This window comes from Streptomyces sp. NPDC045287 (assembly GCF_056432325.1).
Genome location: NZ_JBWKJG010000005.1, coordinates 377451 through 401286, shown reverse-complemented (window position 1 = coordinate 401286; position 23836 = coordinate 377451). Strand labels below are relative to the sequence as shown.

The 23836-nt window shown below is 72.6% G+C and carries 13 protein-coding genes and 1 tRNA gene; 11 read left to right on the top strand and 3 right to left on the bottom strand.

Going from position 1 to position 23836, the window contains the following annotated elements:
• The first annotated feature begins 198 nt into the window (after nucleotides 1-198).
• Nucleotides 199-271 (top strand) — tRNA-Thr (locus tag AC07D6_RS12015).
• A 54-nt stretch (nucleotides 272-325) separates the two neighbouring features.
• Here AC07D6_RS12015 and AC07D6_RS12010 read toward each other — a convergent pair.
• Nucleotides 326-2977, bottom strand: coding sequence for a SpoIIE family protein phosphatase (locus AC07D6_RS12010; RefSeq protein WP_479043559.1), 2652 nt, complete (start codon nucleotides 2975-2977; stop codon nucleotides 326-328).
• 307 nt (nucleotides 2978-3284) lie between these two features.
• Here AC07D6_RS12010 and AC07D6_RS12005 point away from each other — a divergent pair, with 307 nt between their 5' ends.
• From AC07D6_RS12005 to AC07D6_RS11960, 10 genes are all read left to right on the top strand, one after another.
• Nucleotides 3285-8792, top strand: a complete 5508-nt coding sequence (locus AC07D6_RS12005) for a HAMP domain-containing protein (protein WP_479043557.1) — start codon at nucleotides 3285-3287, stop codon at nucleotides 8790-8792.
• Nucleotides 8793-9037: 245 nt separating this feature from the next.
• Nucleotides 9038-9718: a response regulator gene (locus AC07D6_RS12000; protein ID WP_315880822.1), complete on the top strand. Its 681-nt coding sequence runs from the start codon at nucleotides 9038-9040 to the stop codon at nucleotides 9716-9718.
• Between the two features lie 123 nt (nucleotides 9719-9841).
• Nucleotides 9842-12691: a DNA translocase FtsK gene (locus AC07D6_RS11995; protein ID WP_479043555.1), complete on the top strand. Its 2850-nt coding sequence runs from the start codon at nucleotides 9842-9844 to the stop codon at nucleotides 12689-12691.
• 214 nt (nucleotides 12692-12905) lie between these two features.
• The gene (locus AC07D6_RS11990; RefSeq protein ID WP_315880820.1) at nucleotides 12906-13739 is read left to right on the top strand and encodes a helix-turn-helix domain-containing protein; all 834 of its coding nucleotides are present in this window, start codon (nucleotides 12906-12908) and stop codon (nucleotides 13737-13739) included.
• Nucleotides 13740-13874: 135 nt separating this feature from the next.
• Complete coding sequence (gene rimO, locus AC07D6_RS11985) at nucleotides 13875-15371, top strand: 30S ribosomal protein S12 methylthiotransferase RimO (protein WP_315880819.1); 1497 nt, start codon at nucleotides 13875-13877, stop codon at nucleotides 15369-15371.
• Nucleotides 15368-16051 (top strand): CDP-diacylglycerol--glycerol-3-phosphate 3-phosphatidyltransferase, encoded by a 684-nt coding sequence (pgsA, locus tag AC07D6_RS11980; protein WP_479043554.1) that lies wholly within the window; start codon nucleotides 15368-15370, stop codon nucleotides 16049-16051. Before rimO ends, pgsA begins: the two co-directional genes overlap by 4 nt.
• Before the next feature lie 38 nt (nucleotides 16052-16089).
• A complete protein-coding gene (locus AC07D6_RS11975; protein WP_479043553.1) occupies nucleotides 16090-16593 on the top strand; it encodes a CinA family protein in 504 nt (167 codons plus the stop codon).
• 109 nt (nucleotides 16594-16702) lie between these two features.
• On the top strand, nucleotides 16703-17086 hold the full coding sequence (locus AC07D6_RS11970) for a helix-turn-helix domain-containing protein (protein WP_019889909.1): 384 nt from the start codon (nucleotides 16703-16705) through the stop codon (nucleotides 17084-17086).
• 167 nt (nucleotides 17087-17253) lie between these two features.
• A complete protein-coding gene (locus AC07D6_RS11965) occupies nucleotides 17254-17724 on the top strand; it encodes a Dps family protein (protein ID WP_315880816.1) in 471 nt (156 codons plus the stop codon).
• 126 nt (nucleotides 17725-17850) lie between these two features.
• On the top strand, nucleotides 17851-18186 hold the full coding sequence (locus AC07D6_RS11960; protein WP_315880815.1) for a hypothetical protein: 336 nt from the start codon (nucleotides 17851-17853) through the stop codon (nucleotides 18184-18186).
• A 126-nt stretch (nucleotides 18187-18312) separates the two neighbouring features.
• Here AC07D6_RS11960 and AC07D6_RS11955 read toward each other — a convergent pair whose 3' ends face one another.
• Together AC07D6_RS11955 and AC07D6_RS11950 are read right to left on the bottom strand one after the other, a co-directional pair.
• Complete coding sequence (locus tag AC07D6_RS11955; RefSeq protein ID WP_479043552.1) at nucleotides 18313-19116, bottom strand: Fpg/Nei family DNA glycosylase; 804 nt, start codon at nucleotides 19114-19116, stop codon at nucleotides 18313-18315.
• A gap of 69 nt (nucleotides 19117-19185) precedes the next feature.
• Nucleotides 19186-23805 (bottom strand): ATP-dependent helicase, encoded by a 4620-nt coding sequence (locus AC07D6_RS11950; RefSeq protein ID WP_479043550.1) that lies wholly within the window; start codon nucleotides 23803-23805, stop codon nucleotides 19186-19188.
• Nucleotides 23806-23836: the final 31 nt, after the last annotated feature.

Sequence of the window (23836 nt, the reverse complement as noted above, 5' to 3'; positions counted from 1 at the left end):
GCAGGGGGGACCCTGTGGGAGAGTAGGACACCGCCGAACAATTCTTCAGCCTCGGTCCAGGGAACCTCGTTCCCCGGACCGAGGCTTTTTTTGTGTCCCTTTCGGTTTGCGTTCGGACCGTGGCAGCCGATTAGGTGTTCGGGCCTTCCTCGGGGTATAGTTCTCACGTCGCCGCGAGGGAAACCTCGAAAACGACAGGCCCCTATAGCTCAGTCGGCAGAGCGTCTCCATGGTAAGGAGAAGGTCAACGGTTCGATTCCGTTTGGGGGCTCCGAACAGAAGGCCCCCCGCCTCACGGCGGGGGGCCTTCGTCGTATGCGGAACCCTACTGCTGGTGCGGCTCCGGGACGCGCAGCGTCAGGATCGCCATGTCATCCGACGCCGGCTCCGCGGCGAACCGCTCCACCGCCCGCAGCACACGCGCCGCGACCGCGCCGGCCGTCAGACCCGTACACGTCCGCAACACCTCCGTCAGGCCGTCGTCGCCCAACATGCGCGCACCCTCACGGCGCTCCGTGACACCGTCCGTGACGCACAACAAGACATCGCCCGGATCCAGCGTCACCGTCTCCTCGTACAACTCCAGATCGTCCATCACACCCAGCAGAGGCTGCGGCTCCGCGGCCGGTACCACCGTGCCGTCCTGGCGCAGCCGCAACGGCAGCGGATGCCCCGCGCACACCACCTTCAACACCGCGCTGCCGTCCTCCTGCGGCCGCAGCTCCCCGTACAGCAGAGTGAGGAAACGGCTCCGGGCCCCCTCGTCGAGGATCGCCGCGTTCAGCCGCTCCAGCACCGCCGGACCGCCCAAACCCTCACGGGCCAGCAGCCGTAGCGCATGACGGGCGAGACCCGTCACCGCGGCCGCCTCCGGGCCCGTACCGCACACATCGCCGATCGCGAAGCCGTACGCCCCGTCCCCGATCGGGAACAGGTCGTAGAAGTCGCCTCCCACCTCGTTGCCCTCGCCGGCGGCCCGGTAGATCACGTCCACCTCGACCCCCGGGACCTGCGGCAGCCCCGGCGGGAGGAGACTGCGCTGCAGCGACTGGCTGATCGCCGTCCGCTCGCTGTACAGCCGCGCGTTGTCCAACGCCAGCGCCGCACGGCGGGACAAGTCCTCCGCCAGTTCCAGGATCTCCTGGCGGAAGCGGTCGTCCGACGGCTTGCCCAACGTCAGCATGCCGATCACCCGGTTGCGGGCCACCAGCGGCAGCACCACCGTCTCACCGCCCACCGCGGCCGCCGTCGCCAGCGTCGTACCGATCCCCGACGACAGCGGCGACGACACCCCGCCCAACTGCCGGCGCGACGCCTCCAACGCCGCCCGCTGGGCCGCCTCCGCGGGCGCGTTCCACACACGGGCACCCGGCGTCGGCACCGGATCCGGTGGGGTGACGCCCGACAGGAGGTCCTTCAACCCGTCGATGCGCTCCTCGTCCTCGTGCAGCACGTACGACAGGAACGGGTCCGACGCCTGATCGGCGATCGTGTACACGGCGCACCACGTCGCCAGCGTCGGGACGGTCATCTGGGCCATCAGCGCCAGCGTCTGGTCCCGGTCCAGCGTGCCCGCGAGCAGGTCCGACGCCTCCACCAGGAAGCTCAGCGAACCGCGGCGCAGCCGCTCCAGCTCGCCGAGACGGGCCGACTCGACGGCCAGGGCGATCCGGTCGGCGGCGAACTGCAGCCGCAGCGCCTCCTCGTTCGAGTAGCGGCCCGCCGACTCCGCCGCCACCCCCAGGGAACCCGTCAGGCGGCCCTCCACCTTGAGGGGGACGGTCACGACCGAGCGCATGCCCGTGCCGTTCAGCAGCGGAACCGCGCCCGGCACCGCCAGCAGGTCCTCGTGGACGGCCGGCATGCGGGCCGACGCGTACCGGCTCGTCCCCGCCTCCACCGGTACGCGCGCGAAGCGCTGGCGGGCGGACGGAAGGCCTGTCGTGGCCCGCACCTCCAGCTCCGTCTCGTCGTCCGTCGCCAGGAGCAGGAACGCGGCGTCCCCGTCGAGCATGTCGCGGGCCCGCTCCACCGTGCGCTGGAGCAGACCGTCCAGGTCGTCCGGGGCGGGAGAGCCGATGAACACCTCGAACGGGTCCGCCGTACGCCCCTCGCCCGCCGAGTCGCCGCCCGCAGCGCGGGGCGGGGTCTGCAGGACGGCGCGCTCGTAGTCGCGCACCAGCAGGCACACCGTCGACGGTTCGCCGTGCGTGTCGCGGACCCGCAGGTGGGAGGCGTACACGGGGATCACACGGCCGTCCGTGCCGCGGATGCCGTAGCTGCCCTCCCAGCGGGACAGCCGCAGCGCCTCCGCCAGGCCCGTGCCCGTACCCGGCGTGTGCGGCCAGGCGGCGAAGTCGCCGAGCGGCTTGCCGACGACCTGGTCCGCGGCGTACCCGAAAAGGTGCTCCGCGTCGTCGTTCCAGGCCGCGATGGCGCCGGCCCGGTCGATCTGCACGACCGCGACCCGGACGCGCTCGTCCGCGACGGGCAGCAGGTCCGTCGGGAGCGCGGGGCCCGCGTGGCGCGTGCCGACCGGGCGCTCCGGAAGGTCCAGCTGGAACCAGACGCGTTTGCGGGTGGGGGAGTACTCGACGCCCCAGCGGGTGGCCAGGGCGGCGCAGAGGAGCAGCCCGCGGCCGTTCTCCCGGTCCAGGGCCGCGGTGGGCTGGGCGACGCCCTGGAGGGGCACCTCGCGCTCCGGGTAGCGGTCCGCGACCTCGACCCGCACGCCGTCCTCCGTGCGCAGGCACAGGACGTCCGCCGCCGTACCGGCGTGGACCATGGCGTTGGTGACGAGTTCGCTGGTCAGGACGACGGCGTCGTCGACGATGTCGGAGTAGCCCCAGCCTTGCAGGGTGTCCCGGACGAAGGCCCGGGCGGTCGCGACCGACCGTCCCACAGGTTCGAAGGTGGCAGCCGCCCGCGCGGTGATCACAGAACTCCTCGTACGCGTCTCGACGCCCGGCTTCGCCATGATCGGCCCCGCCCCTCCCGGTACCCCGTGCTCGTACGGTCACACCGCCCCCGCCGGGCGGACCGGGGCGGTTGGACAGCCGCATGCCAGGTTACTTACCTTCACAGTCCGGGCGGGCGGTGGTCACGGCTGTTTCCGTCCCCAGTGGACGGGGACGTTATGCGAAGCTGCCGAACTGTTATGGCCCGGTCTGTTCGCGGTGGAAGACTGGGAAGGATTCCGGCGGCGGTCACCGCGAGGGCCGCGGCCGGATCGGCATCCGAACACGAGCCCGAGGAATACGGTCAACCCCTGCGGGAGGGACACGGTGGAGTCTGGCGTAGCGGCGCGGGGCGGTAGCACGCGCGCGAAGGGCGGACGGTCCCGGAGCAGCGGAACCGTCGAGGTGGACGCCGCCGCACTGGAGCGGTTGCTGGGAGCTCTGGTCGCGATGCGCGACGGCAACTTCCGCAAGCGGCTCACCGTCACCGGCGAAGGGACGATGGCGGAGATCGCCGCCGTCTTCAACGAGGTCGCCGACCGCAAGCTGCACCTCACCGGTGAGCTCGCGCGGGTCCGCCGGGTCGTCGGCCGGGAGGGGAAGCTGTCGGAGCGGCTGGAGGTCGGCGCCAGCGAAGGCGCCTGGGCCAGCGCGATCGAGGCGGCCAACGCGCTCGTCGACGACCTGACCAGGCCCGTCTCCGAAGTCGGGCGGGTACTGTCCGCGGTCGCGGACGGTGACCTGGAGCAGCGCATGGAGCTGCGCTCCGAGGGGCCCGACGGGGCGGGGCGGCCGCTGCGGGGCGAGTTCCTGAAGGTCGCCCGTACCGTCAACAACCTCGTCGACCAGCTGTCGTCGTTCACCGACGAGGTGACACGGGTCGCCCTCGAGGTCGGTACGGAGGGCAAGCTCGGCGGGCAGGCGCAGGTGCGCGGGGTGTCCGGCTCGTGGAAGGACCTCACCGACTCCGTCAACACGATGGCGTACCGGCTGACCGCGCAGGTCAGGGACATCGCCCTGGTCACCACGGCGGTCGCCAAGGGCGACCTGTCGCGCAAGGTCACCGTGCACGTGGCCGGCGAGATGCTGGAGCTGAAGAACACCGTCAACACGATGGTGGACCAGCTGTCGTCGTTCTCCTCCGAAGTGACCCGCGTCGCGCGCGAAGTCGGTACGGAGGGCGAACTCGGCGGGCAGGCCGAGGTGCCCGGCGTCGCCGGCGTGTGGAAGGACCTGACGGACTCCGTCAACACGATGGCGGGCAACCTCACCTCCCAGGTGCGCGGCATCGCGGAGGTCACCACGGCGGTCGCCAACGGTGACCTGTCGCAGAAGGTCACCGTCAGCGCGCGCGGCGAGGTCGCGCAGCTCGCGGACACCATCAACCAGATGACCGAGACGCTGCGCACGTTCGCCGACGAGGTGACGCGTGTGGCGCGGGAGGTCGGTGTCGAGGGGTTGCTCGGCGGGCAGGCGCAGGTGCCCGGTGCGGCCGGCACGTGGAAGGACCTGACGGACTCGGTCAACACGGCGTTCCGGAACCTGACGGGTCAGGTGCGGGACATCGCGCAGGTGACGACGGCGGTCGCCAACGGCGACCTGTCGCAGAAGGTCACGGTCGACGTGGCCGGCGAGATGCTGGAGCTGAAGAACACCGTCAACACGATGGTCGACCAGCTCTCCGCGTTCGGCTCCGAGGTGACGCGTGTGGCGCGGGAGGTCGGTGTCGAGGGGTTGCTCGGCGGGCAGGCGCAGGTGCCCGGTGCGGCCGGCACGTGGAAGGACCTGACGGACTCGGTCAACACGGCGTTCCGGAACCTGACGGGTCAGGTGCGGGACATCGCGCAGGTGACGACGGCGGTCGCCAACGGCGACCTGTCGCAGAAGGTCACGGTCGACGTGGCCGGCGAGATGCTGGAGCTGAAGAACACCGTCAACACGATGGTGGCGCAGCTCTCGTCGTTTGCCGACCAGGTGACGCGGATGGCCCGCGACGTGGGAACGGAGGGCCGACTCGGCGGCCAGGCGCGCGTACCGGGGGTGTCCGGTACGTGGAAGGAGCTCACCGACTCCGTCAACTTCATGGCGGGCAACCTCACCTCGCAGGTGCGGCAGATCGCGCAGGTGACGACGGCCGTGGCGCGGGGCGACCTGTCGCAGAAGATCGACGTGGACGCGCGCGGTGAGATCCTGGAGCTGAAGAACACCATCAACACGATGGTCGACCAGCTCTCCGCGTTCGCCGAGCAGGTCACGCGGGTGGCCCGCGAGGTGGGTACGGAGGGGCGGCTCGGCGGCCAGGCGCAGGTGCCGGGCGTGGCCGGGGTGTGGCGCGACCTGACGGACTCCGTGAACAGCATGGCGGGGAACCTCACCGCCCAGGTCCGCAACATCGCCCAGGTGGCCACGGCCGTGGCGCGGGGCGACCTGTCGCAGAAGATCGACGTGGACGCGCGCGGTGAGATCCAGGAGCTGAAGAACACCCTCAACACGATGGTCGACCAGCTCTCCGCGTTCGCCGAGCAGGTCACCCGGGTCGCCCGCGAGGTGGGCACCGAGGGCATCCTGGGCGGGCAGGCCGAGGTTCCCGGCGTCGCCGGCACCTGGAAGGACCTGACGCTGTCGGTCAACTTCATGGCGAGCAACCTCACCTCCCAGGTGCGGCAGATCGCCCAGGTGACCACGGCGGTCGCCAAGGGTGACCTGTCGAAGAAGATCACCGTCGACGCGCGGGGCGAGATCCTCGACCTGGTCACCACCGTCAACACGATGGTCGACCAGTTGTCGAACTTCGCGGACGAGGTCACGCGCGTGGCGCGCGAGGTCGGTACGGAGGGCATCCTCGGCGGCCAGGCGCGGGTGCGCGGGGTGACCGGCATCTGGAAGGACCTCAGCGACAACGTCAACGTGATGGCCAACAACCTCACCTCGCAGGTGCGGAACATCGCGCGCGTGTCGGCGGCGGTCGCCAACGGCGACCTGACGAAGAAGGTGACGGTCGAGGCGCGCGGTGAGGTCGCGGAGCTGGCCGACACGGTCAACACGATGGTGACGACGCTGTCGTCGTTCGCCGACGAGGTCACGCGCGTCGCGCGCGAGGTGGGCACCGAGGGCGAACTGGGCGGCCAGGCACGCGTGCCGGGGGTGTCCGGTACGTGGAAGGACCTCACCGAGTCGGTGAACTCGATGGCGTCCAACCTGACGGGTCAGGTGCGGCAGATCGCGGCCGTCACGACCGCCATCGCCAAGGGCGATCTCACCAAGAAGATCGACATCGACGCGCGCGGTGAGATCCAGGAGCTGAAGAACACCATCAACACGATGGTCGACCAGTTGTCGTCGTTCGCGGAGGAGGTCACGCGCGTCGCGCGCGAGGTGGGCACCGAGGGCATCCTGGGCGGCCAGGCACGCGTACGGGACGTCGACGGCACGTGGCGGGACCTCACCGAGTCGGTGAACGAGATGGCCGGGAACCTCACCCGGCAGGTGCGCGCCATCGCCGCCGTCGCCACGGCGGTGACCCGCGGCGATCTGAACCTGAAGATCGACGTGGACGCGTCCGGGGAGATCCAGGTCCTCCAGGACAACATCAACACCATGATCGCCAACCTGCGCGACACGACCCTGGCCAACGAGGAGCAGGACTGGCTGAAGGGCAACCTCGCCCGGATCTCCGGCCTGATGCAGGGCCGCCGGGACCTCGACGACGTCGCCTCGCTCATCATGAGCGAACTGACGCCGGTCGTCTCGGCGCAGCACGGCGCGTTCTTCCTCGCCATGCCGACCGGCGGCGGGTCGGCGGAGCCGGGCGGCGAGGACGACGGCTCGTACGAGCTGCGGATGCGCGCCAGTTACGGCTACTCGGCCGGGTCGATGCCGACGTCGTTCCGGCCGGGCGAGACGCTGATCGGGACGGCCGCCGAGGAGAAGCGGACGATCCAGGTGAACGTCCCGCCGGGCTACCTGAAGATCTCGTCGGGTCTCGGGGAGGCCGCTCCGGCGCACGTGATCGTGCTTCCGGTGCTGTTCGAGGGGAAGGTCCTCGGGGTGATCGAGCTGGCGTCGTTCCAGCCGTTCACGCAGATCCAGCGGGACTTCCTCAACCAGATCGCCGAGATGATCGCGACGAGCGTCAACACGATCAGCGTCAACAGCAAGACCGAGGTGCTGCTGAAGCAGTCGCAGGAGCTGACCGAGCAGTTGCGGGAGCGGTCGGCGGAGCTGGAGAGCCGACAGAAGGCGCTGCAGGACTCCAACGCCGAACTGGAGGAGAAGGCGGAGCTGCTGGCGCGGCAGAACCGCGACATCGAGGTGAAGAACACCGAGATCGAGGAGGCGCGGCAGGTGCTGGAGGAGCGGGCCGAGCAGCTCGCCGTCTCCATGCGCTACAAGTCCGAGTTCCTGGCGAACATGTCGCACGAGTTGCGCACCCCGCTCAACTCGCTGCTGATCCTCGCCAAGCTGCTCGCCGACAACGCGGACGGCAACCTGTCGCCGAAGCAGGTGGAGTTCGCCGAGACCATCCACGGCGCGGGCTCCGACCTGCTCCAGCTGATCAACGACATCCTGGACCTGTCGAAGGTCGAGGCGGGCAAGATGGACGTCAGCCCGACGCGGATCGCGCTGGTGCAGCTGGTCGACTACGTGGAGGCGACGTTCCGGCCGCTGACCGCGGAGAAGGGCCTCGACTTCTCCGTACGGGTCTCCCCGGAGCTGCCCGCGACGCTCCACACCGACGAGCAGCGGCTGCTGCAGGTGCTGCGCAACCTGCTGTCCAACGCGGTGAAGTTCACCGACACCGGCGCGGTCGAGCTGGTCATCCGCCCGGCGAAGGCGGACGTGCCGCCGTCGATCCGGGAGCAGCTCCTGGAGGCGGGTTCGCTGCGCGACCCGGACGCCGACCTGATCGCCTTCTCGGTGACCGACACGGGCATCGGCATCGCCGCGAGCAAGATGCGGGTCATCTTCGAGGCGTTCAAGCAGGCGGACGGCACGACGAGCCGCAAGTACGGCGGTACGGGGCTGGGGCTGTCCATCAGCCGTGAGATCGCCCGGCTGCTGGGCGGTGAGATCCACGCGGCGAGCGAACCGGGCCGCGGCTCGACGTTCACGCTGTACCTGCCGCTCCACGTCAACGAGCTGCCGCCGCACGGGTACGGCTCCGGGACGGGCCTCCCGCAGGGCCCGCACGCGGGCGCGGCCGACGAGGCGGCGCTCGACGGGACGGGGACCGCGCCCGCGGCGCCGGCGCCCGCGGTGCCCGCCGTGCCGGCGCCGGCCCACGGCATGGCGTCCGGTGCGTTCCCGGCGGACGGCCGGCAGGCCGGTACGAGCGCGCTGTTCCGGCACCGCCGCATGGCGGCCGCCGCGGCGGAGGCCCGCATGCAGGCGGGCCAGGACGGCCGGCGGGCCGCCGGGGCGACCCAGGAGGCGGCCGAGCAGCGCCGGACGTTCCGGTTCGACGGCGAGAAGGTGCTGATCGTCGACGACGACATCCGCAACGTCTTCGCGCTCACCAGCGTCCTGGAGCAGCACGGCCTGTCGGTGCTGTACGCGGAGAACGGCCGCGAGGGCATCGAGGTCCTGGAGCAGCACGACGACGTGGCGGTCGTCCTGATGGACATCATGATGCCGGAGATGGACGGGTACGCCACGACGACGGCGATCCGCAGGATGCCGCAGTTCGCGGGGCTGCCGATCATCGCGCTGACGGCGAAGGCGATGAAGGGCGACCGGGAGAAGGCGATCGATTCCGGAGCCTCGGATTACGTCACCAAGCCGGTCGACCCGGATCACCTGCTCGGCGTAATGGACCAATGGATGCACGAGAAGTGATCGCGTTTTGAACAATTTTCGATAACACGCCAATCGGCAGTTGCCGGGGGCGCGTGTAGGAGGCCCTATTCGGGGAACCTTCTGGTCGCCCACCGCGTTTCCGTTACGTGCACAGTGACATCACGGTGACAGGGTGTGGCGACGGGTGGGGTGCGGCTACCATGACCGGCACAAGGACGGACGGCACAAGGGAGTCGTCCCCTGGGGCGGCGCCCGGCCAACTGCCGGGGCGAGGAGGACGGGCCATGGTGCAGAAGGCCAAGATCCTCCTGGTCGATGACCGGCCGGAGAATCTGCTGGCGCTGGAGGCCATCCTCTCTGCGCTCGATCAGACGCTGGTGCGGGCATCGTCAGGGGAGGAAGCGCTCAAGGCGCTGCTGACGGACGACTTCGCGGTCATCCTTCTGGATGTCCAGATGCCGGGCATGGACGGTTTCGAGACCGCCGCGCACATCAAACGGCGGGAACGCACGCGCGACATTCCGATCATCTTCTTGACCGCCATCAACCACGGTCCCCACCACACGTTCAGGGGATACGCCGCGGGCGCGGTCGACTACATCTCCAAGCCGTTCGACCCGTGGGTCCTGCGCGCCAAGGTGTCCGTGTTCGTCGAGCTGTACATGAAGAACTGTCAGCTGCGCGAGCAGGCCGCCCTGCTCCGCCTCCAGCTCGAGGGGAGCGACGGCGGCCAGGGCGGCGCCGCGGCGAAGGAGACCGCGGGCCTCCTCGCCGAGCTGTCGGCGCGACTCGCCGCCGTCGAGGAGCAGGCCGAGGCGCTGTCCAAGCAGCTCGACGACGAGTCCGCCGACGCCGCGGCCGTCGCCACCGCCGCGCACCTGGAGCGGAAGCTGACGGGGCTGCGGCGGGCGCTGGACGCGCTGGAGCCCGGCACCGGAGGCGGCGGATCCGGCCTCCCCGCCTGACCGTCCCGCGCCCCGACGCGGCGCTTGAGGGGACGTCACCTTCCGTACGCCATAGGAGCGACACGAAAGGGTGAAGGGGGCGGACGCGTGTCCCGCGCGGCCCGCACCGGTAATCTCACCCCCATGGCCTCACGTACGTCCGGCAAGGGTCCCCACGGCACGGCGGGCACCGCGAAGCCGCGCGCCGCCGGCCGTACGAGGGGCGCCGCGCAGAAGGCGGTCCCCGGCAAGCCGACCGCCGGGAAGACCGTCGCCAAGCAGTCCTCCCCGGCCAAGAAGACCGCGGTGAAGAAGGCCCCCGTCAAGAAGGCCGCGAAGAAGGCGGCCGCCAGACCGGTGCCCAAGCCGGCGCCGTCCCCCACGGGCGGCGTCTACCGGATCGTCCGCGCCCTCTGGCTCGGCCTCGCCCACGCCGTCGGCGCCATGTTCCGGGGGATAGGGCGTGGCGCGAAGGGGCTCGACCCCGCGCACCGCAAGGACGGCCTGGCCCTGCTGCTGCTCGGCCTCGCCCTCGTCGTCGCGGCCGGTACCTGGGCCAACCTCCACGGCCCGGTCGGCGACCTCGTCGACATGCTCGTCACCGGCGCGTTCGGCCGGCTCGACCTGCTCGTGCCGCTCCTCGTGGGCACCATGGCCGTCCGGTTGATCCTGCACCCCGAGAAGCCCGAGGCGAACGGACGCATCGTCATCGGCCTGTCCGCCCTGGTCGTCGGTGTCCTGGGCCAGGTCCACATCGCCTGCGGCTCACCGGGCCGCGACGCGGGCGCCCAGGCCATGCAGGACGCGGGCGGCCTCATCGGCTGGGCCGCGTCCACCCCGCTGATCTTCATGACGGGCGAGGTCCTCGCCGTCCCCCTGCTCGTCCTGCTGACGCTCTTCGGCCTGCTCGTCGTCACCGCCACCCCCGTCAACGCCATCCCGCGACGGCTGCGGGCGCTCGGCGAGCGGCTCGGCGTCATCGAGCCGTACGAGGAGTGGAGCGACGAGGAGTGGGACGACGACCGGCGGTACGACGAGCAGTGGCGCGAGGGCCTGCCCGCGCCCTCCCGCCGCCGGGCCGGCGGCCGCGGCGGTGAGGCGGCCGGCGGGTACGACCCCGAGCGGGCCGAGGAGGAGGCGCTCACGCGGCGCGGGCGGTCGCGCGCGCGCCGGGCGCCGGGCACGGCCGAGTCCGGGTTCGGGCGGGCGCTGGACCCCGTCGACATCGCCGCGGCCGCGGCGGCGGACCTCGACGGCGCCGTGCAGAACGGCATGCCGCCCTCGCCCCTCGTGGCCGACCTGACCAAGGACGTCACGGCGGACCGCGGCCGGACCGGCACCGACACCGGTGCGGCCGGCCGTGACGCGGAGCGCTCCCCGGGCCGGGGCGCCCCCGCCGTACCCCCGGCACGGGAGGAGGCGGACGGCGGGCTCGTACCGGACCTGACCAAGCCCGCGCCCGTACGGGACGTGCCCGAGCCGATGCCCGCGCGGGCCGAGCAGCTCCGGCTGGCCGGGGACATCACGTACGCCCTGCCCTCCCTCGACCTGCTGGAGCGGGGCGGCCCGGGCAAGACGCGCAGCGCCGCCAACGACGCCGTCGTCGCGTCCCTGCGCAACGTCTTCTCCGAGTTCAAGGTGGACGCCGACGTCACGGGCTTCACCCGCGGCCCGACGGTCACCCGCTACGAGGTGGAGCTCGGCCCGGCCGTGAAGGTCGAGCGGATCACGGCGCTGACGAAGAACATCGCGTACGCGGTGGCCAGCCCCGACGTGCGGATCATCTCGCCGATCCCCGGGAAGTCCGCCGTCGGCATCGAGATCCCGAACACCGACCGCGAGATGGTCAAGCTCGGCGACGTGCTGCGGCTCGCCGACGCCGCCGGGGACGAGCACCCGATGCTGGTCGCGCTGGGCAAGGACGTCGAGGGCGGCTACGTCATGGCCAACCTGGCGACGATGCCGCACGTCCTGGTCGCCGGCGCCACCGGATCCGGCAAGTCGTCGTGCATCAACTGCCTGATCACGTCGGTGATGATAAGGGCCACCCCCGAGGACGTCCGGATGGTGCTCATCGACCCCAAGCGGGTCGAGCTGACCGCGTACGAGGGCGTCCCGCACCTGATCACGCCGATCATCACCAACCCCAAGCGGGCCGCCGAGGCGCTCCAGTGGGTCGTGCGGGAGATGGACCTGCGCTACGACGACCTGGCGGCGTTCGGGTACCGGCACATCGACGACTTCAACGCCGCCGTGCGCAGCGGCAAGCTGAAGACGCCCCCGGGCAGCGAGCGCGAGCTCCAGCCGTACCCGTACCTGCTGGTCATCGTGGACGAGCTGGCCGACCTGATGATGGTCGCGCCGCGCGACGTCGAGGACTCCATCGTCCGCATCACGCAGCTGGCCCGCGCCGCCGGCATCCACCTGGTGCTCGCCACGCAGCGGCCCTCCGTGGACGTCGTCACCGGCCTCATCAAGGCCAACGTCCCCTCCCGCCTGGCCTTCGCCACCTCCTCCCTCGCCGACAGCCGCGTCATCCTCGACCAGCCGGGGGCCGAGAAGCTCATCGGCAAGGGCGACGGCCTGTTCCTGCCGATGGGCGCGAACAAGCCGGTACGGCTCCAGGGCGCCTTCGTCACGGAGGAGGAGGTCGCGGCTGTCGTCCGGCACTGCAAGGAGCAGATGGCGCCCGTCTTCCGCGACGACGTCACGACCGGGACGAAGCAGAAGAAGGAGATCGACGAGGAGATCGGCGACGACCTCGACCTGTTGTGCCAGGCCGCCGAACTGGTCGTCTCCACGCAGTTCGGCTCCACGTCGATGCTCCAGCGGAAGCTGCGGGTCGGCTTCGCCAAGGCGGGCAGGCTCATGGACCTGATGGAGTCGCGGAACATCGTCGGCCCCAGCGAGGGCTCCAAGGCACGGGACGTCCTGGTCAAACCGGACGACCTGGATGGCGTACTCGCCTCGATCCGCGGTGAGAGCGGCCCCTGACCCGACCGTGTCCCATCCGTGAGGAAACCGCGGGCAAACCGTTGCCCCGGGCCGTACGCCGAGTTGGAGGAAGGGCGGAGAATGACGGTCACCGCACCGCGGGGCACGGCCATTCCGATGGCGTACAAACCACGTCCGCCCGGTTGCCCCACCCTTTCGTACCACCCATAGACTGAACCTCCGGCAGGTGGTTACACGCTCGAAAGGCGCCCTCGTGTCCATCGGCAACGCCCCCGACGGCAACTCCCCCGAAGACGACCGGCCTTCGTTCCTCCCGGACGACCGGCCCTCGATCGGCCGTGCGCTCCGCGACGCGCGCGTCGCGGCGAACCTGACCGTCGAGGAGGTCAGCAGCTCCACGCGCGTGCGCGTCCCCATCGTGCTCGCGATCGAGGAGGACGACTTCTCGCGCTGCGGCGGCGACGTGTACGCCCGCGGACACGTGCGGACGCTCGCGCGGGCGGTGGGGCTCGACCCGGCCGCCCTGGTCGAGCAGTACGACGCGGAGCACGGCGGCCGTCCCGCCCCCACCTCGGCCGCACCCATGTTCGAGGCGGAGCGGATCCGGCCGGAGCGGCGCCGACCCAACTGGACCGCCGCCATGGTCGCCGCGATCGTCGTGGTGATCGGCTTCGTCGGCTTCACCCTCTTCGGGCAGGACGGCACCGGCACCAGGAACGTGGCGGAGGCGCCGGCCCCGGTCCGCTCCCCGAGCCAGGCGCCCAAGCCGGCGCCGTCCAAGCCCGCGCCCGTCCCCTCGGAGAGCGCGATCGCGGCCGTCCCGCAGGACAAGGTCACGGTCAAGCTCACCGCCATCGACGACAAGAGCTGGATCTCGGCCAAGGCCCGCGACGGCAAGCTCCTCTTCGACGGCCTGCTCCAGAAGGGCGATTCCAAGACCTTCCAGGACGACGAGCGGCTCGACCTCATCCTCGGCAACGCCGGGGCGATCGAGCTGTTCGTGAACGGCAAGAAGATCGAGGACGAGTTCTCCCCCGGCCAGGTCGAACGGCTGACGTACACCAAGGGCGACCCCCAGGTCGGCTGACCGCCCGGCCCCCGTCCCCCGCGCACCACGGGCCGCCCCCGCCGCGCCCCCGCCCGTGCCCCCGGACCCGGGGGTACGGGCGGGGGCCGGACCTGCGCGCCGGAGGGGCACCGGGGACGAAGTAGTCTTGAGTCCATGCCCGAACGCCGTACCGTCGCCCTTGTCACTCTTGGCTGCGCCCGTAACGAGGTGGACTCGGAGGAGCTCGCAGGCCGCCTGGCAGCGGACGGCTGGGAGCTCGTCGAGGACGCCGCCGACGCCGACGTCGCCGTCGTCAACACCTGTGGCTTCGTCGAGGCCGCGAAGAAGGACTCCGTCGACGCCCTCCTCGAAGCGAACGATCTGAAGGACCACGGCCGCACCCAGGCCGTCGTCGCCGTCGGCTGCATGGCCGAGCGGTACGGCAAGGAGCTCGCCGAAGCCCTGCCCGAGGCCGACGGCGTGCTCGGCTTCGACGACTACGCCGACATCTCCGACCGCCTCCGGACCATCCTCAGCGGCGGCGTCCACGCCTCGCACACCCCCCGCGACCGGCGCAAGCTGCTGCCGCTCAGCCCCGTCGAGCGCCAGGGCGCCGCCGGCGCCGTCGCCCTGCCGGGCCACGGGGCCCCGCAGGGCCCCGCCGAGGCGCCCGCCGACCTGCCCGAGGGCATCGCGCCCGCCTCCGGCCCGCGCGCCCCGCTGCGCCGCCGCCTGGACACCAGCCCGGTCGCCTCCGTGAAGCTGGCCTCCGGTTGCGACCGGCGCTGCTCGTTCTGCGCCATCCCGTCCTTCCGCGGCTCCTTCGTGTCGCGGCGCCCCAGCGACGTGCTGGGCGAGACGCGCTGGCTGGCCGAGCAGGGCGTCAAGGAGATCATGCTGGTCTCCGAGAACAACACCTCGTACGGCAAGGACCTCGGCGACATCCGCCTGCTCGAGACGCTGCTGCCCGAGCTGGCCGCCGTCGACGGCATCGAGCGCGTCCGGGTCAGCTACCTCCAGCCCGCCGAGATGCGGCCCGGCCTGATCGACGTCCTGACGTCCACGGAGAAGGTCGCCCCCTACTTCGACCTGTCGTTCCAGCACTCCGCGCCCGCCGTGCTGCGCGCCATGCGCCGCTTCGGCGACACGGACCGGTTCCTGGAGCTGCTGGACACGATCCGCGGCAAGGCGCCGCAGGCCGGCGTGCGGTCCAACTTCATCGTCGGCTTCCCCGGCGAGACCGAGGAGGACTACGCCGAGCTGAAGCGCTTCCTCACCCACGCCCGGCTCGACGCCATCGGCGTGTTCGGCTACTCCGACGAGGAGGGCACCGAGGCCGCCACGTACGAGGGCAAGCTGGACCAGGAGGTCGTCGACGCGCGTCTCGCGCACCTGTCCAGACTCGCGGAGGAGCTGACCGCCCAGCGTGCGGAGGAGCGCCTGGGAGAGACCCTGGAGGTACTGGTCGAGTCCGTCGGGGGCGACGACCCCGACGACCTCGACGACTACGCCGGTGCCGGCCGCGCGGCGCACCAGGCGCCGGAGACGGACGGGCAGGTGCTGTTCACGACGGGCGCCGGGCTGGCCGTGGGCCGTATGGTCAAGGCGAAGGTCGTGGGGGCGGAAGGCGTCGACCTGGTGGCCGAGGTACTCGAGGAGGCGGGCAGATGACCGGAGTCCCGGCGTCCGCTTCGGGCGGCACGGGGAGGAGGGCGCCCGTCGGGAAGCTGGGAGCGGCGGCCGTGAACCAGGCCAGTCTGTGGAACATCGCCAACATCCTCACCATGGTGCGGCTGGTGCTCGTCCCGGCGTTCGTGGTGCTGCTGCTCCAGGACGGCGGGTACGACCCCGTCTGGCGCGCCTGGGCGTGGGCGGCGTTCGCCGTCGCCATGATCACGGACGTGTTCGACGGCCACCTGGCGCGGACGTACAACCTCGTCACGGACTTCGGGAAGATCGCCGACCCCATCGCCGACAAGGCCATCATGGCCGCCGGGCTGATCTGCCTGTCCGCCCTCGGCGACCTGCCGTGGTGGGTGACCGGCGTGATCCTCTTCCGCGAGCTGAGCATCACGCTCATGCGGTTCTGGGTGATCCGCCACGGGGTGATCCCGGCCAGCCGCGGCGGCAAGATGAAGACGCTCGCCCAGGGCACGGCCGTGGGCATGTACGTGCTGGCGCTGACCGGCCCGCTGGCCACCCTGCGCTGGTGGGTGATGGCCCTGGCGGTCGTCCTGACGGTCGTCACGGGGCTCGACTACGTACGGCAGGCCGTCGTGCTGCGCCGCAGGGGGCTCGCCGCCGAGCGGGCCGCCCGGGCGGCCCGGGCCGCCTCGGAGCCGCCCCGGTGAGACAGGCGGTACGGGAGGGGGTCCCGGTGGCGGCGCGCGTGCTACGTCTGCTAGCGGAGCGTGACCAGACGCTCGCCGTGGCCGAGTCGCTCACGGGTGGCCTGGTCGCCGCGGAGCTGACCGCCGTGCCGGGCGCCTCCCGCGCCTTCCGCGGGTCCGTCACGGCGTACGCCACGCCGCTCAAGCGGGACCTGCTCGGTGTCGACGGGGAGCTGCTGGAGCGGCGCGGAGCGGTCGACGCGGAGGTCGCGCTGCAGATGGCGCGGGGCGTACGGGACCGGCTGGGCGCCGCGTGGGGCGCCGCGACGACGGGGGTGGCGGGCCCCGACCCGCAGGACGGGCAGCCGGTGGGGACCGTGTACGTGGCCGTGTGCGGGCCGCCCGGCGGCGCCGCCGCCGAGGGGAAAGTGGCCGCTTTGCGGTTGAACGGCGACCGCGCGGAAATCCGTAGAGAGAGTGTACGGAGCGTGCTGGAGCTGCTCGTGGACGAACTCTCGGAGAATGCGCGGGCAAAGGATACGGAACAGAACGGGGGGAATTGATGTTTGCAGCCCTGAGTGAACACGACATCGCTCCCCGCACGGCCGCAGCGCGAGGCGGTACGGTGGGGCGTGAAGGATGCGGCTACGCGGTCCGAGGAGGGAGCCACCGATGATTCTGCTCCGTCGCCTGCTGGGTGACGTGCTGCGTCGGCAGCGCCAGCGCCAGGGCCGTACTCTGCGCGAAGTCTCCTCGTCCGCCCGAGTATCACTCGGCTATCTTTCCGAGGTGGAGCGGGGGCAGAAGGAGGCTTCCTCCGAACTGCTCTCCGCGATCTGCGACGCGCTGGACGTACGGATGTCCGAGCTCATGCGAGAAGTGAGCGACGAGCTGTCGCTGGCGGAGCTGGCGGAATCGGCAGCGGCGAGTGAGCCGGTGCCCGCGCCAGTGCGCCCGATGCTCAATTCTGTGTCCGTGACGTCGGTGGCGGGTGTGCCGACGGAGCGGGTGACCATCAAGGCGCCCGCGGAAGCGGTGGACGTCGTCGCCGCCTGATCCGCCCGGTTCCGCGGTCCATCCACCGCGGTTCCGTCGGATCGACGTTTTGGGCTGAGCCCCGGCCGGGTACCCGAGGTGCCGACCGGGGCTTTCGCTTTTAGTTGAATGCCCGTTTTGCGCGCTGTGTGTCATGGTGGAACGTGCGCACGGAATGGAGGATTCGCATGGCTGTCGTCAAGAGTTCGCTGTCCGATGCCGACCTGAAGACGGTCGGGGAGGCCCTGCAGGGTGCCCTCGTGGACCTGATCGACCTGTCGCTGGTGGCCAAGCAGGTCCACTGGAATGTGATCGGGTCGCGCTTCCGCTCCATCCACCTGCAGCTCGACGAGGTCGTGACCACCGCCCGGACGCACTCCGACGTGGTGGCGGAGCGCGCCTCGGCCCTCGGCATCAACCCCGACGGGCGTGCCGCGTCGGTGGCGTCCGGCAGTGCCATTGGCGAGGTGCCGACCGGGTGGATCCAGGACCAGGACGCCGTACGGATCATGGTGGACGCGCTCGTCGCGGTCATCGAGCGGATGCGGGAGCGGGTCGCGGTGACCGACGAGCCGGACCCGGTCACCCAGGACCTGCTCATCGGGCTGACCGCCGAACTCGAGAAGCACGCGTGGATGTTCCAGGCCGAGAACGTCTGACGCGACCCGCCGCCGGGCCCTCGGGCCCGGCGGCCGTGTGTGGGGCGGTGGGTGCGCCGGCGGCTGCTCCGGTGCGCCCTCCCGCCCGGTGATCGGGCCGGTCTAGCGTCGACCGGAGGAGGCGGCATGGTACGGCGACGAGTCCCGCTGCCGGCGCTGGCGTCGGCGCTCGTACTGGGCGGACTGTGGTGGTGGGCGGTGTTGCGCCTGGCGCTCCTGCCCGACCGGGCCGGACTGGTCGAAGGGGTCGCGGCGGCGAGCGGCTGGGGGCTCAGCCTGCTCCCGGTGCACGTCGCGGCGGCGCCCGGGCCTGGGCGGCCGGCCGGGCGGCGCTCCCGGTGGCGCGCCGCGGTGCGCGACTCGTTCCCGGAGGCGCTGCGGGGTCTCGTGTGGGACGTCGTGGGGGCCTTCGGCCGGGGGGTGCCGCGCCGGCCGCGCGGCGGGGGCGGATCCGAAGGCTGAAGGGGCTGGGTGGCTGTAGGGGCTGAGTCGGTTGGGAGTTGCGGGGTTGAGAGCGTGTCAGAAGTTCTCGCGGGGGCTTCACGAGGCCCTCGCCGCGCCCGTGTCCGAGCGCGGCGGGACGAGTGATCAGGCCGGTGCGGGGCCGGTCTGGCAGCCGGGGCACCAGTAGGAGACGCGATCGCGGGCGTCGTCCCCGCCGCCGTACCAGCGGATCGGGGCCCCGCAGCGGTAACAGGGCCGGTGGCGGCGCCCGTACACGTACAGGCGGCGATCGGCGCGGCCACCGGGCACGGTGCGGCGGTCGAAGCGGCCCTTGTTCTCGTCCAGCAGGCGCCGGGCCGTCGCGACCAGCCGCTCCGGCACGCCGGCGGGGAGGTCGCCGACCGGCAGCCACGGCGTGACGCCGGCCAGGAAGGCCAGCTCGCACTTGTAGACGTTGCCGATGCCGGCCAGGTTCCGCTGGTCGAGGAGGGCCTCGCCGAGCGGGCGGGCCGGGTCGGCGAGGACGCGCCGCACGGCCTCTTCGAAGTCCCAGTCCGGGCCGAGCGGGTCCGGGCCCAGATGGCCCACGACGGCCGGTTCGTCGACGGTGCGGAGCAGTTCCAGGACGGGCAGCCGGTAGCCGACCGCGGTGTGCGCGGCGGTGCCGAGGACCGCGCGGATCTCGTGTCCCGGTCCGCCGCGCCAGCGCTCGTCCGCCGCGTACACGTGCCAGGCCCCGTCCATCCGCAGGTGCGAGTGGAGGGTGAGGCCGCCCTCGATCCGCGTGAGCAGGTGCTTGCCGCGCGGGACGACGCCGACGACGGCCCGGCCGGTCAGATCGGTGGTGGCGAGCTTCGGGACGCGCAGGTCCGACCGGGTCAGGAGCCGGCCGGCGAGGGCGCCGTGCAACTGATGGGCGGTCAGCCAGACCGTGTCTCCTTCGGGCATGGCATCCATGATGCGCCGGAGGACCGGCCCTTCGGCGCGCCCGCGCGCGCAGGGCTGCCGACGGGGCCGTCAGGCGCGTAGGCGCAGCCCCCTCGGGGTGGCGTGGAAGCCCGCGGCCTCCAGAGCACGGGAGAGGGGGGACGTCAGGGCGGCCGCGCCGTTGACGCGCTCCACCGTGACCGTGCCCAGCGCGCCCGCGGCGGCCGCCAGTGCCTCCGCGGCGGCCCGGAGGGCCGGGGCCTCCGGGTCGAGGGGCCAGGACAGCAGGGTCTTGCCGCCGCGCTCCACGTACAGCGTCAGCTCGCCGTCCACCAGGACCACCAGCGAGCCCGCCTTCCGGCCCGGCTTGTGGCCCGCGCCGGTCGGCGGCTCGGGCCAGGGGAGGGCCGCGCCGTACGCGTTGGCCGGGTCGGCGGCCGCCAGGACGACGGCCTGCGGGGCGGCGGACCCTTCGGCGCGCTCCCGGGCCGACGCCGCCGCCCGCAGCCGGTCCACGGCCCCGTCCATCGCGAACTGGGCGGCGCCCAGCCCCTCCACGACGTAGCCGCGGCGGGCCTGGCCGCTGTCCTCGAACGCGGACAGGACCCGGTACGTGGCGGAGAAGCCGCCCTCGACGCCCTCGGCGGCCACCGCGCCGCGCGTGACCACGCCGTGCCGGTCCAGCAGCGTCCGGGCCAGGGCGTGGGCGCGGTGCGTGGGCTCGGGCTCGGCGGGCGGCAGCAGGGACCAGCGGCCGCTCACCGTGGGCGGGCCGGAGCGGGACGCGGGGCGGACGGCGGCGGTCGGCGTGCCGTACCGGCCGCGCGGGACGGGGCGCCTGGCCCGGTGCGCCGTGGAGCCCGCCGTACGGCCGGAGCCGAGTACGGCGCGCAGCGGGGCGAGGGTGTCGTTGGTGAGCCGGCCGGACCAGGCGAGGTCCCACAGGGCGTCGGCGAGCTGGGTGTCCGTGGCGTCCGGGTGCGTGGTCGCCCGGACCTGGTCGGCGATCTGACGGAAGAACAGCCCGTAACCGCCGGACAGGGCGGCGAGCACGGACTCGTGGAGCGGCGTCGGCTCCAGCGGGTGCGGCGGCGACAGGAGCAGCGGCGCGGTGTCGGCGAGGTACAGGGACACCCAGCCGTCCTTGCCGGGCAGCGAACCCGCACCCGCCCACACGACCTCGCCGGTGGTGGTCAGCTCGTCGAGGAGCTGGGGGCCGTAGTCGCGGACGCGGGACGGCAGGACCAACTTCTCCAGCGCCGACGCGGGTACGGGCGCACCCTGCAACTGCTCGATCGCGCGGGCCAGGCCGTCGATGCCGCGCAGCCCGCCGCTCCCCACGTGCTGCCACTGCGGCAGGAACGTGGCGAGCGCGGCCGGCGGGACCGGCTCCAGCTCCTGGCGCAGCGCGGCCAGGGAGCGGCGCCGCAGCCGGCGCAGCACCGCGGCGTCGCACCACTCCTGGCCGATGCCCGAGGGGTGGAACTCGCCCTGCACGACGCGGCCGTCCGCGGCGAGGCGGTGCAGCGCCCCGTCCGTGACGGCCGTGCCGAGGCCGAACCGGGCGGCGGCCCGCGCGGACGTGAACGGGCCGTGGGTGCGCGCATAGCGCGCCAGGAGGTCGCCCAGCGGGTCCTTCACCGGCTCCGTGAACGCCTCGGGGACACCGACCGGCAGCGCCGTGCCCAGCGCGTCGCGGAGGCGGCCGGCGTCCTCGACGGCCGCCCAGTGGTCGACGCCCGCGATCCGGACCCGGATCACCCGACGGGCGGCCGCCAACTCCTCGGGCCAGGCGGGGTCGGCGCCCCGCTCGACCAGCTCGGCCTCCGTGAGCGGGCCCAGCACGCGCAGCGCGTCGGCGACGCCCTCCGGGTCCTTCACCCGGCGCTCGTCCGTACGCCACTGCAGCTCGCGCTCCAGCTCGGCCAGCACCTCCGGGTCGAGCAGCTCGCGCAGCTCCGCCTGGCCCAGCAGCTCCGCCAGCAGCCGCGAGTCCAGGGACAGGGCGGCCGCGCGGCGCTCGGCGAGCGGGGAGTCCCCCTCGTACAGGAACTGGGCGACGTACCCGAACAGCAGCGAACGGGCGAACGGCGACGGCTCGGGCGTGGTGACCTCCACCAGCCGGACGCGGCGCGACTCGATGTCCCCCATCAGCTCCTGGAGGCCCGGCACGTCGAACACGTCCTGGAGGCACTCGCGGACCGCCTCCAGGACGATCGGGAACGAACCGAACTCGCTCGCCACCTGGAGCAGTTGCGCCGCGCGCTGGCGCTGCTGCCACAACGGGGTGCGCCTGCCGGGGTCGCGCCTGGGCAGCAGCAACGCACGGGCGGCGCACTCCCGGAAGCGGGACGCGAACAGGGCCGAACCGCCGACCTGCTCGGTGACGATCCGGTCGACCTCGCCCTTGTCGAAGACGACGTCGGCGGCGCCGACGGGTACCTGTTCGCTGTCACACTCCGGGCCCGGCGCGACCGGTTCCTGGTCCAGCAGGTCGAGGCCCATCAGATCGGCGTCCGGCAGGCGCAGGACGATGCCGTCGTCGGCGTGCATGACCTGGGCGTCCATGCCGTACCGCTCCGCGAGCCGGGCGCCCAGCGCGAGCGCCCACGGGGCGTGCACCTGCGCGCCGAACGGCGAGTGCACCACCACGCGCCAGTCGCCCAGCTCGTCGCGGAACCGCTCCACGAGGACCGTCCGGTCGTCCGGCACGTGCCCGCAGGCGCGGCGCTGCTCGTCCAGGTACGCCAGGACGTTGTCGGCGGCCCACGCGTCCAGGCCCGCCGCGGTCAGCCGCGCCCGCGCGTCGTCCGGTGCCAGCGAACCGACCTCCCGCAGGAACGCCCCCACCGCCCGCCCCAGTTCGAGCGGACGGCCCAACTGGTCGCCCTTCCAGAACGGCAGCCGGCCCGGCACGCCGGGCGCGGGCGACACCAGCACCCGGTCGCGCGTGATGTCCTCGATCCGCCACGACGACGTACCGAGCGTGAACACGTCGCCGACGCGCGACTCGTACACCATCTCCTCGTCGAGCTCCCCGACCCGGCCCCCGCCCCGCTTCGGATCGGCGCCCGCCAGGAAGACCCCGAACAGGCCCCGGTCGGGGATCGTGCCGCCCGAGGTGACGGCCAGGCGCTGGGCGCCGGGGCGTCCCGTGACCGTCCCGGCGACCCGGTCCCACACCACGCGCGGGCGCAGCTCCGCGAACGCGTCCGACGGATAGCGCCCGGCGAGCATGTCCAGCACGGCCGTGAACGCCGACTCGGGCAGCGACGCGAACGGGGCCGCCCGCCGCACCAGCGCCAGCAGGTCGTCGTAACTCCACGTGTCCAGCGCGACCATGGCGACGAGCTGCTGGGCCAGCACGTCCAGCGGATTGGCCGGGACGCGCAGCGACTCGATCGCGCCCTGTCGCATCCGCTCCGTCACCACCGCCGCCTGCACCAGGTCGCCCCGGTACTTCGGGAACACCACGCCCCGCGACACGGCGCCCACCTGGTGCCCGGCGCGGCCCACGCGCTGGAGCCCGGACGCCACGGAGGGCGGCGACTCGACCTGGACGACCAGGTCGACCGCGCCCATGTCGATGCCCAGCTCCAGGCTGGACGTGGCCACCACGGCGGGCAGGCGGCCGGCCTTCAGGTCCTCCTCGACCAGGGCCCGCTGCTCCTTGGAGACCGAGCCGTGGTGCGCCCGCGCCAGCAGCGGCGGTGCGCCCTTGGCGGCACCGGACTGGGCCATCAGCTCGGCGGGGGAGGCGTCGGCGGGCAGCGCTTCGCCCGTGGCCCGCTCGTACGCGATCTCGTTGAGCCGGTTGCACAACCGCTCAGCCAGGCGCCGCGAGTTGGCGAACACGATCGTCGACCGGTGCTCCTGCACCAGGTCCGCGATCCGCTCCTCGACGTGCGGCCAGATCGACGGCTTCCCGCCGGGACCGTCGCCCGCGTCGGCGGCCGGCGAACCGCCCAACTCGCCCAGGTCCTCGACGGGCACCACCACGGACAGGTCGAACTCCTTGCCGGACGGCGGCTGGACCACCTCGGCCTTCCGCCGCGGCGACAGGAACCGCGCCACCTCGTCCACCGGCCGCACCGTCGCGGACAGGCCGATCCTGCGCGCGGGGCGGGGCAGCAGCTCGTCGAGCCGCTCCAGGGACAGCGCCAGGTGGGCGCCCCGCTTCGTGCCCGCCACGGCGTGCACCTCGTCGAGGATCACCGTTTCCACCCCCGCCAGCGCGTCGCGCGCGGCGGACGTCAGCATCAGGAACAGCGACTCCGGCGTGGTGATGAGGATGTCCGGCGGGCGCGTCGCCAGCGACCGCCGCTCGGCGGCCGACGTGTCCCCCGAGCGGATCCCGACCCGCACCTCCGGCTCCGGCAGCCCCCGCCGCACCGCCTCCTGGCGGATGCCCGTCAGCGGGCTGCGCAGGTTCCGCTCCACGTCGACCGCCAACGCCTTCAACGGCGACACGTACAGCACCCGGCAGCGCTTCTTCGGGTCGGCGGGCGGCGGCGCGGACGCCAGCCGGTCCAGGGCGGCGAGGAAGGCCGCCAGCGTCTTGCCGGACCCCGTCGGGGCGACCACCAGCACGTCCGAGCCCGCGCCGATCGCCCGCCACGCCCCTTCCTGGGCGGCGGTGGGCGCGCTGAACGCCCCCGTGAACCAGCCGCGGGTCGCGGGGGAGAAGGAGTCGAGTGCGGTCCCGGCCATGCCCCCCATCGTGCACCCCACCACTGACAAC

Coding starts and splice junctions, on each gene's coding strand:
- AC07D6_RS12010 (WP_479043559.1), bottom strand. CDS start 2,977: ATGGCGAAGCCGGGCGTCGAGACGCGTACGAGGAGTTCTGTGATCACC.
- AC07D6_RS12000 (WP_315880822.1), top strand. CDS start 9,038: ATGGTGCAGAAGGCCAAGATCCTCCTGGTCGATGACCGGCCGGAGAAT.
- AC07D6_RS11995 (WP_479043555.1), top strand. CDS start 9,842: ATGGCCTCACGTACGTCCGGCAAGGGTCCCCACGGCACGGCGGGCACC.
- rimO (WP_315880819.1), top strand. CDS start 13,875: ATGCCCGAACGCCGTACCGTCGCCCTTGTCACTCTTGGCTGCGCCCGT.
- pgsA (WP_479043554.1), top strand. CDS start 15,368: ATGACCGGAGTCCCGGCGTCCGCTTCGGGCGGCACGGGGAGGAGGGCG.
- AC07D6_RS11970 (WP_019889909.1), top strand. CDS start 16,703: ATGATTCTGCTCCGTCGCCTGCTGGGTGACGTGCTGCGTCGGCAGCGC.
- AC07D6_RS11965 (WP_315880816.1), top strand. CDS start 17,254: ATGGCTGTCGTCAAGAGTTCGCTGTCCGATGCCGACCTGAAGACGGTC.
- AC07D6_RS11960 (WP_315880815.1), top strand. CDS start 17,851: ATGGTACGGCGACGAGTCCCGCTGCCGGCGCTGGCGTCGGCGCTCGTA.
- AC07D6_RS11955 (WP_479043552.1), bottom strand. CDS start 19,116: ATGCCCGAAGGAGACACGGTCTGGCTGACCGCCCATCAGTTGCACGGC.
- AC07D6_RS11950 (WP_479043550.1), bottom strand. CDS start 23,805: ATGGCCGGGACCGCACTCGACTCCTTCTCCCCCGCGACCCGCGGCTGG.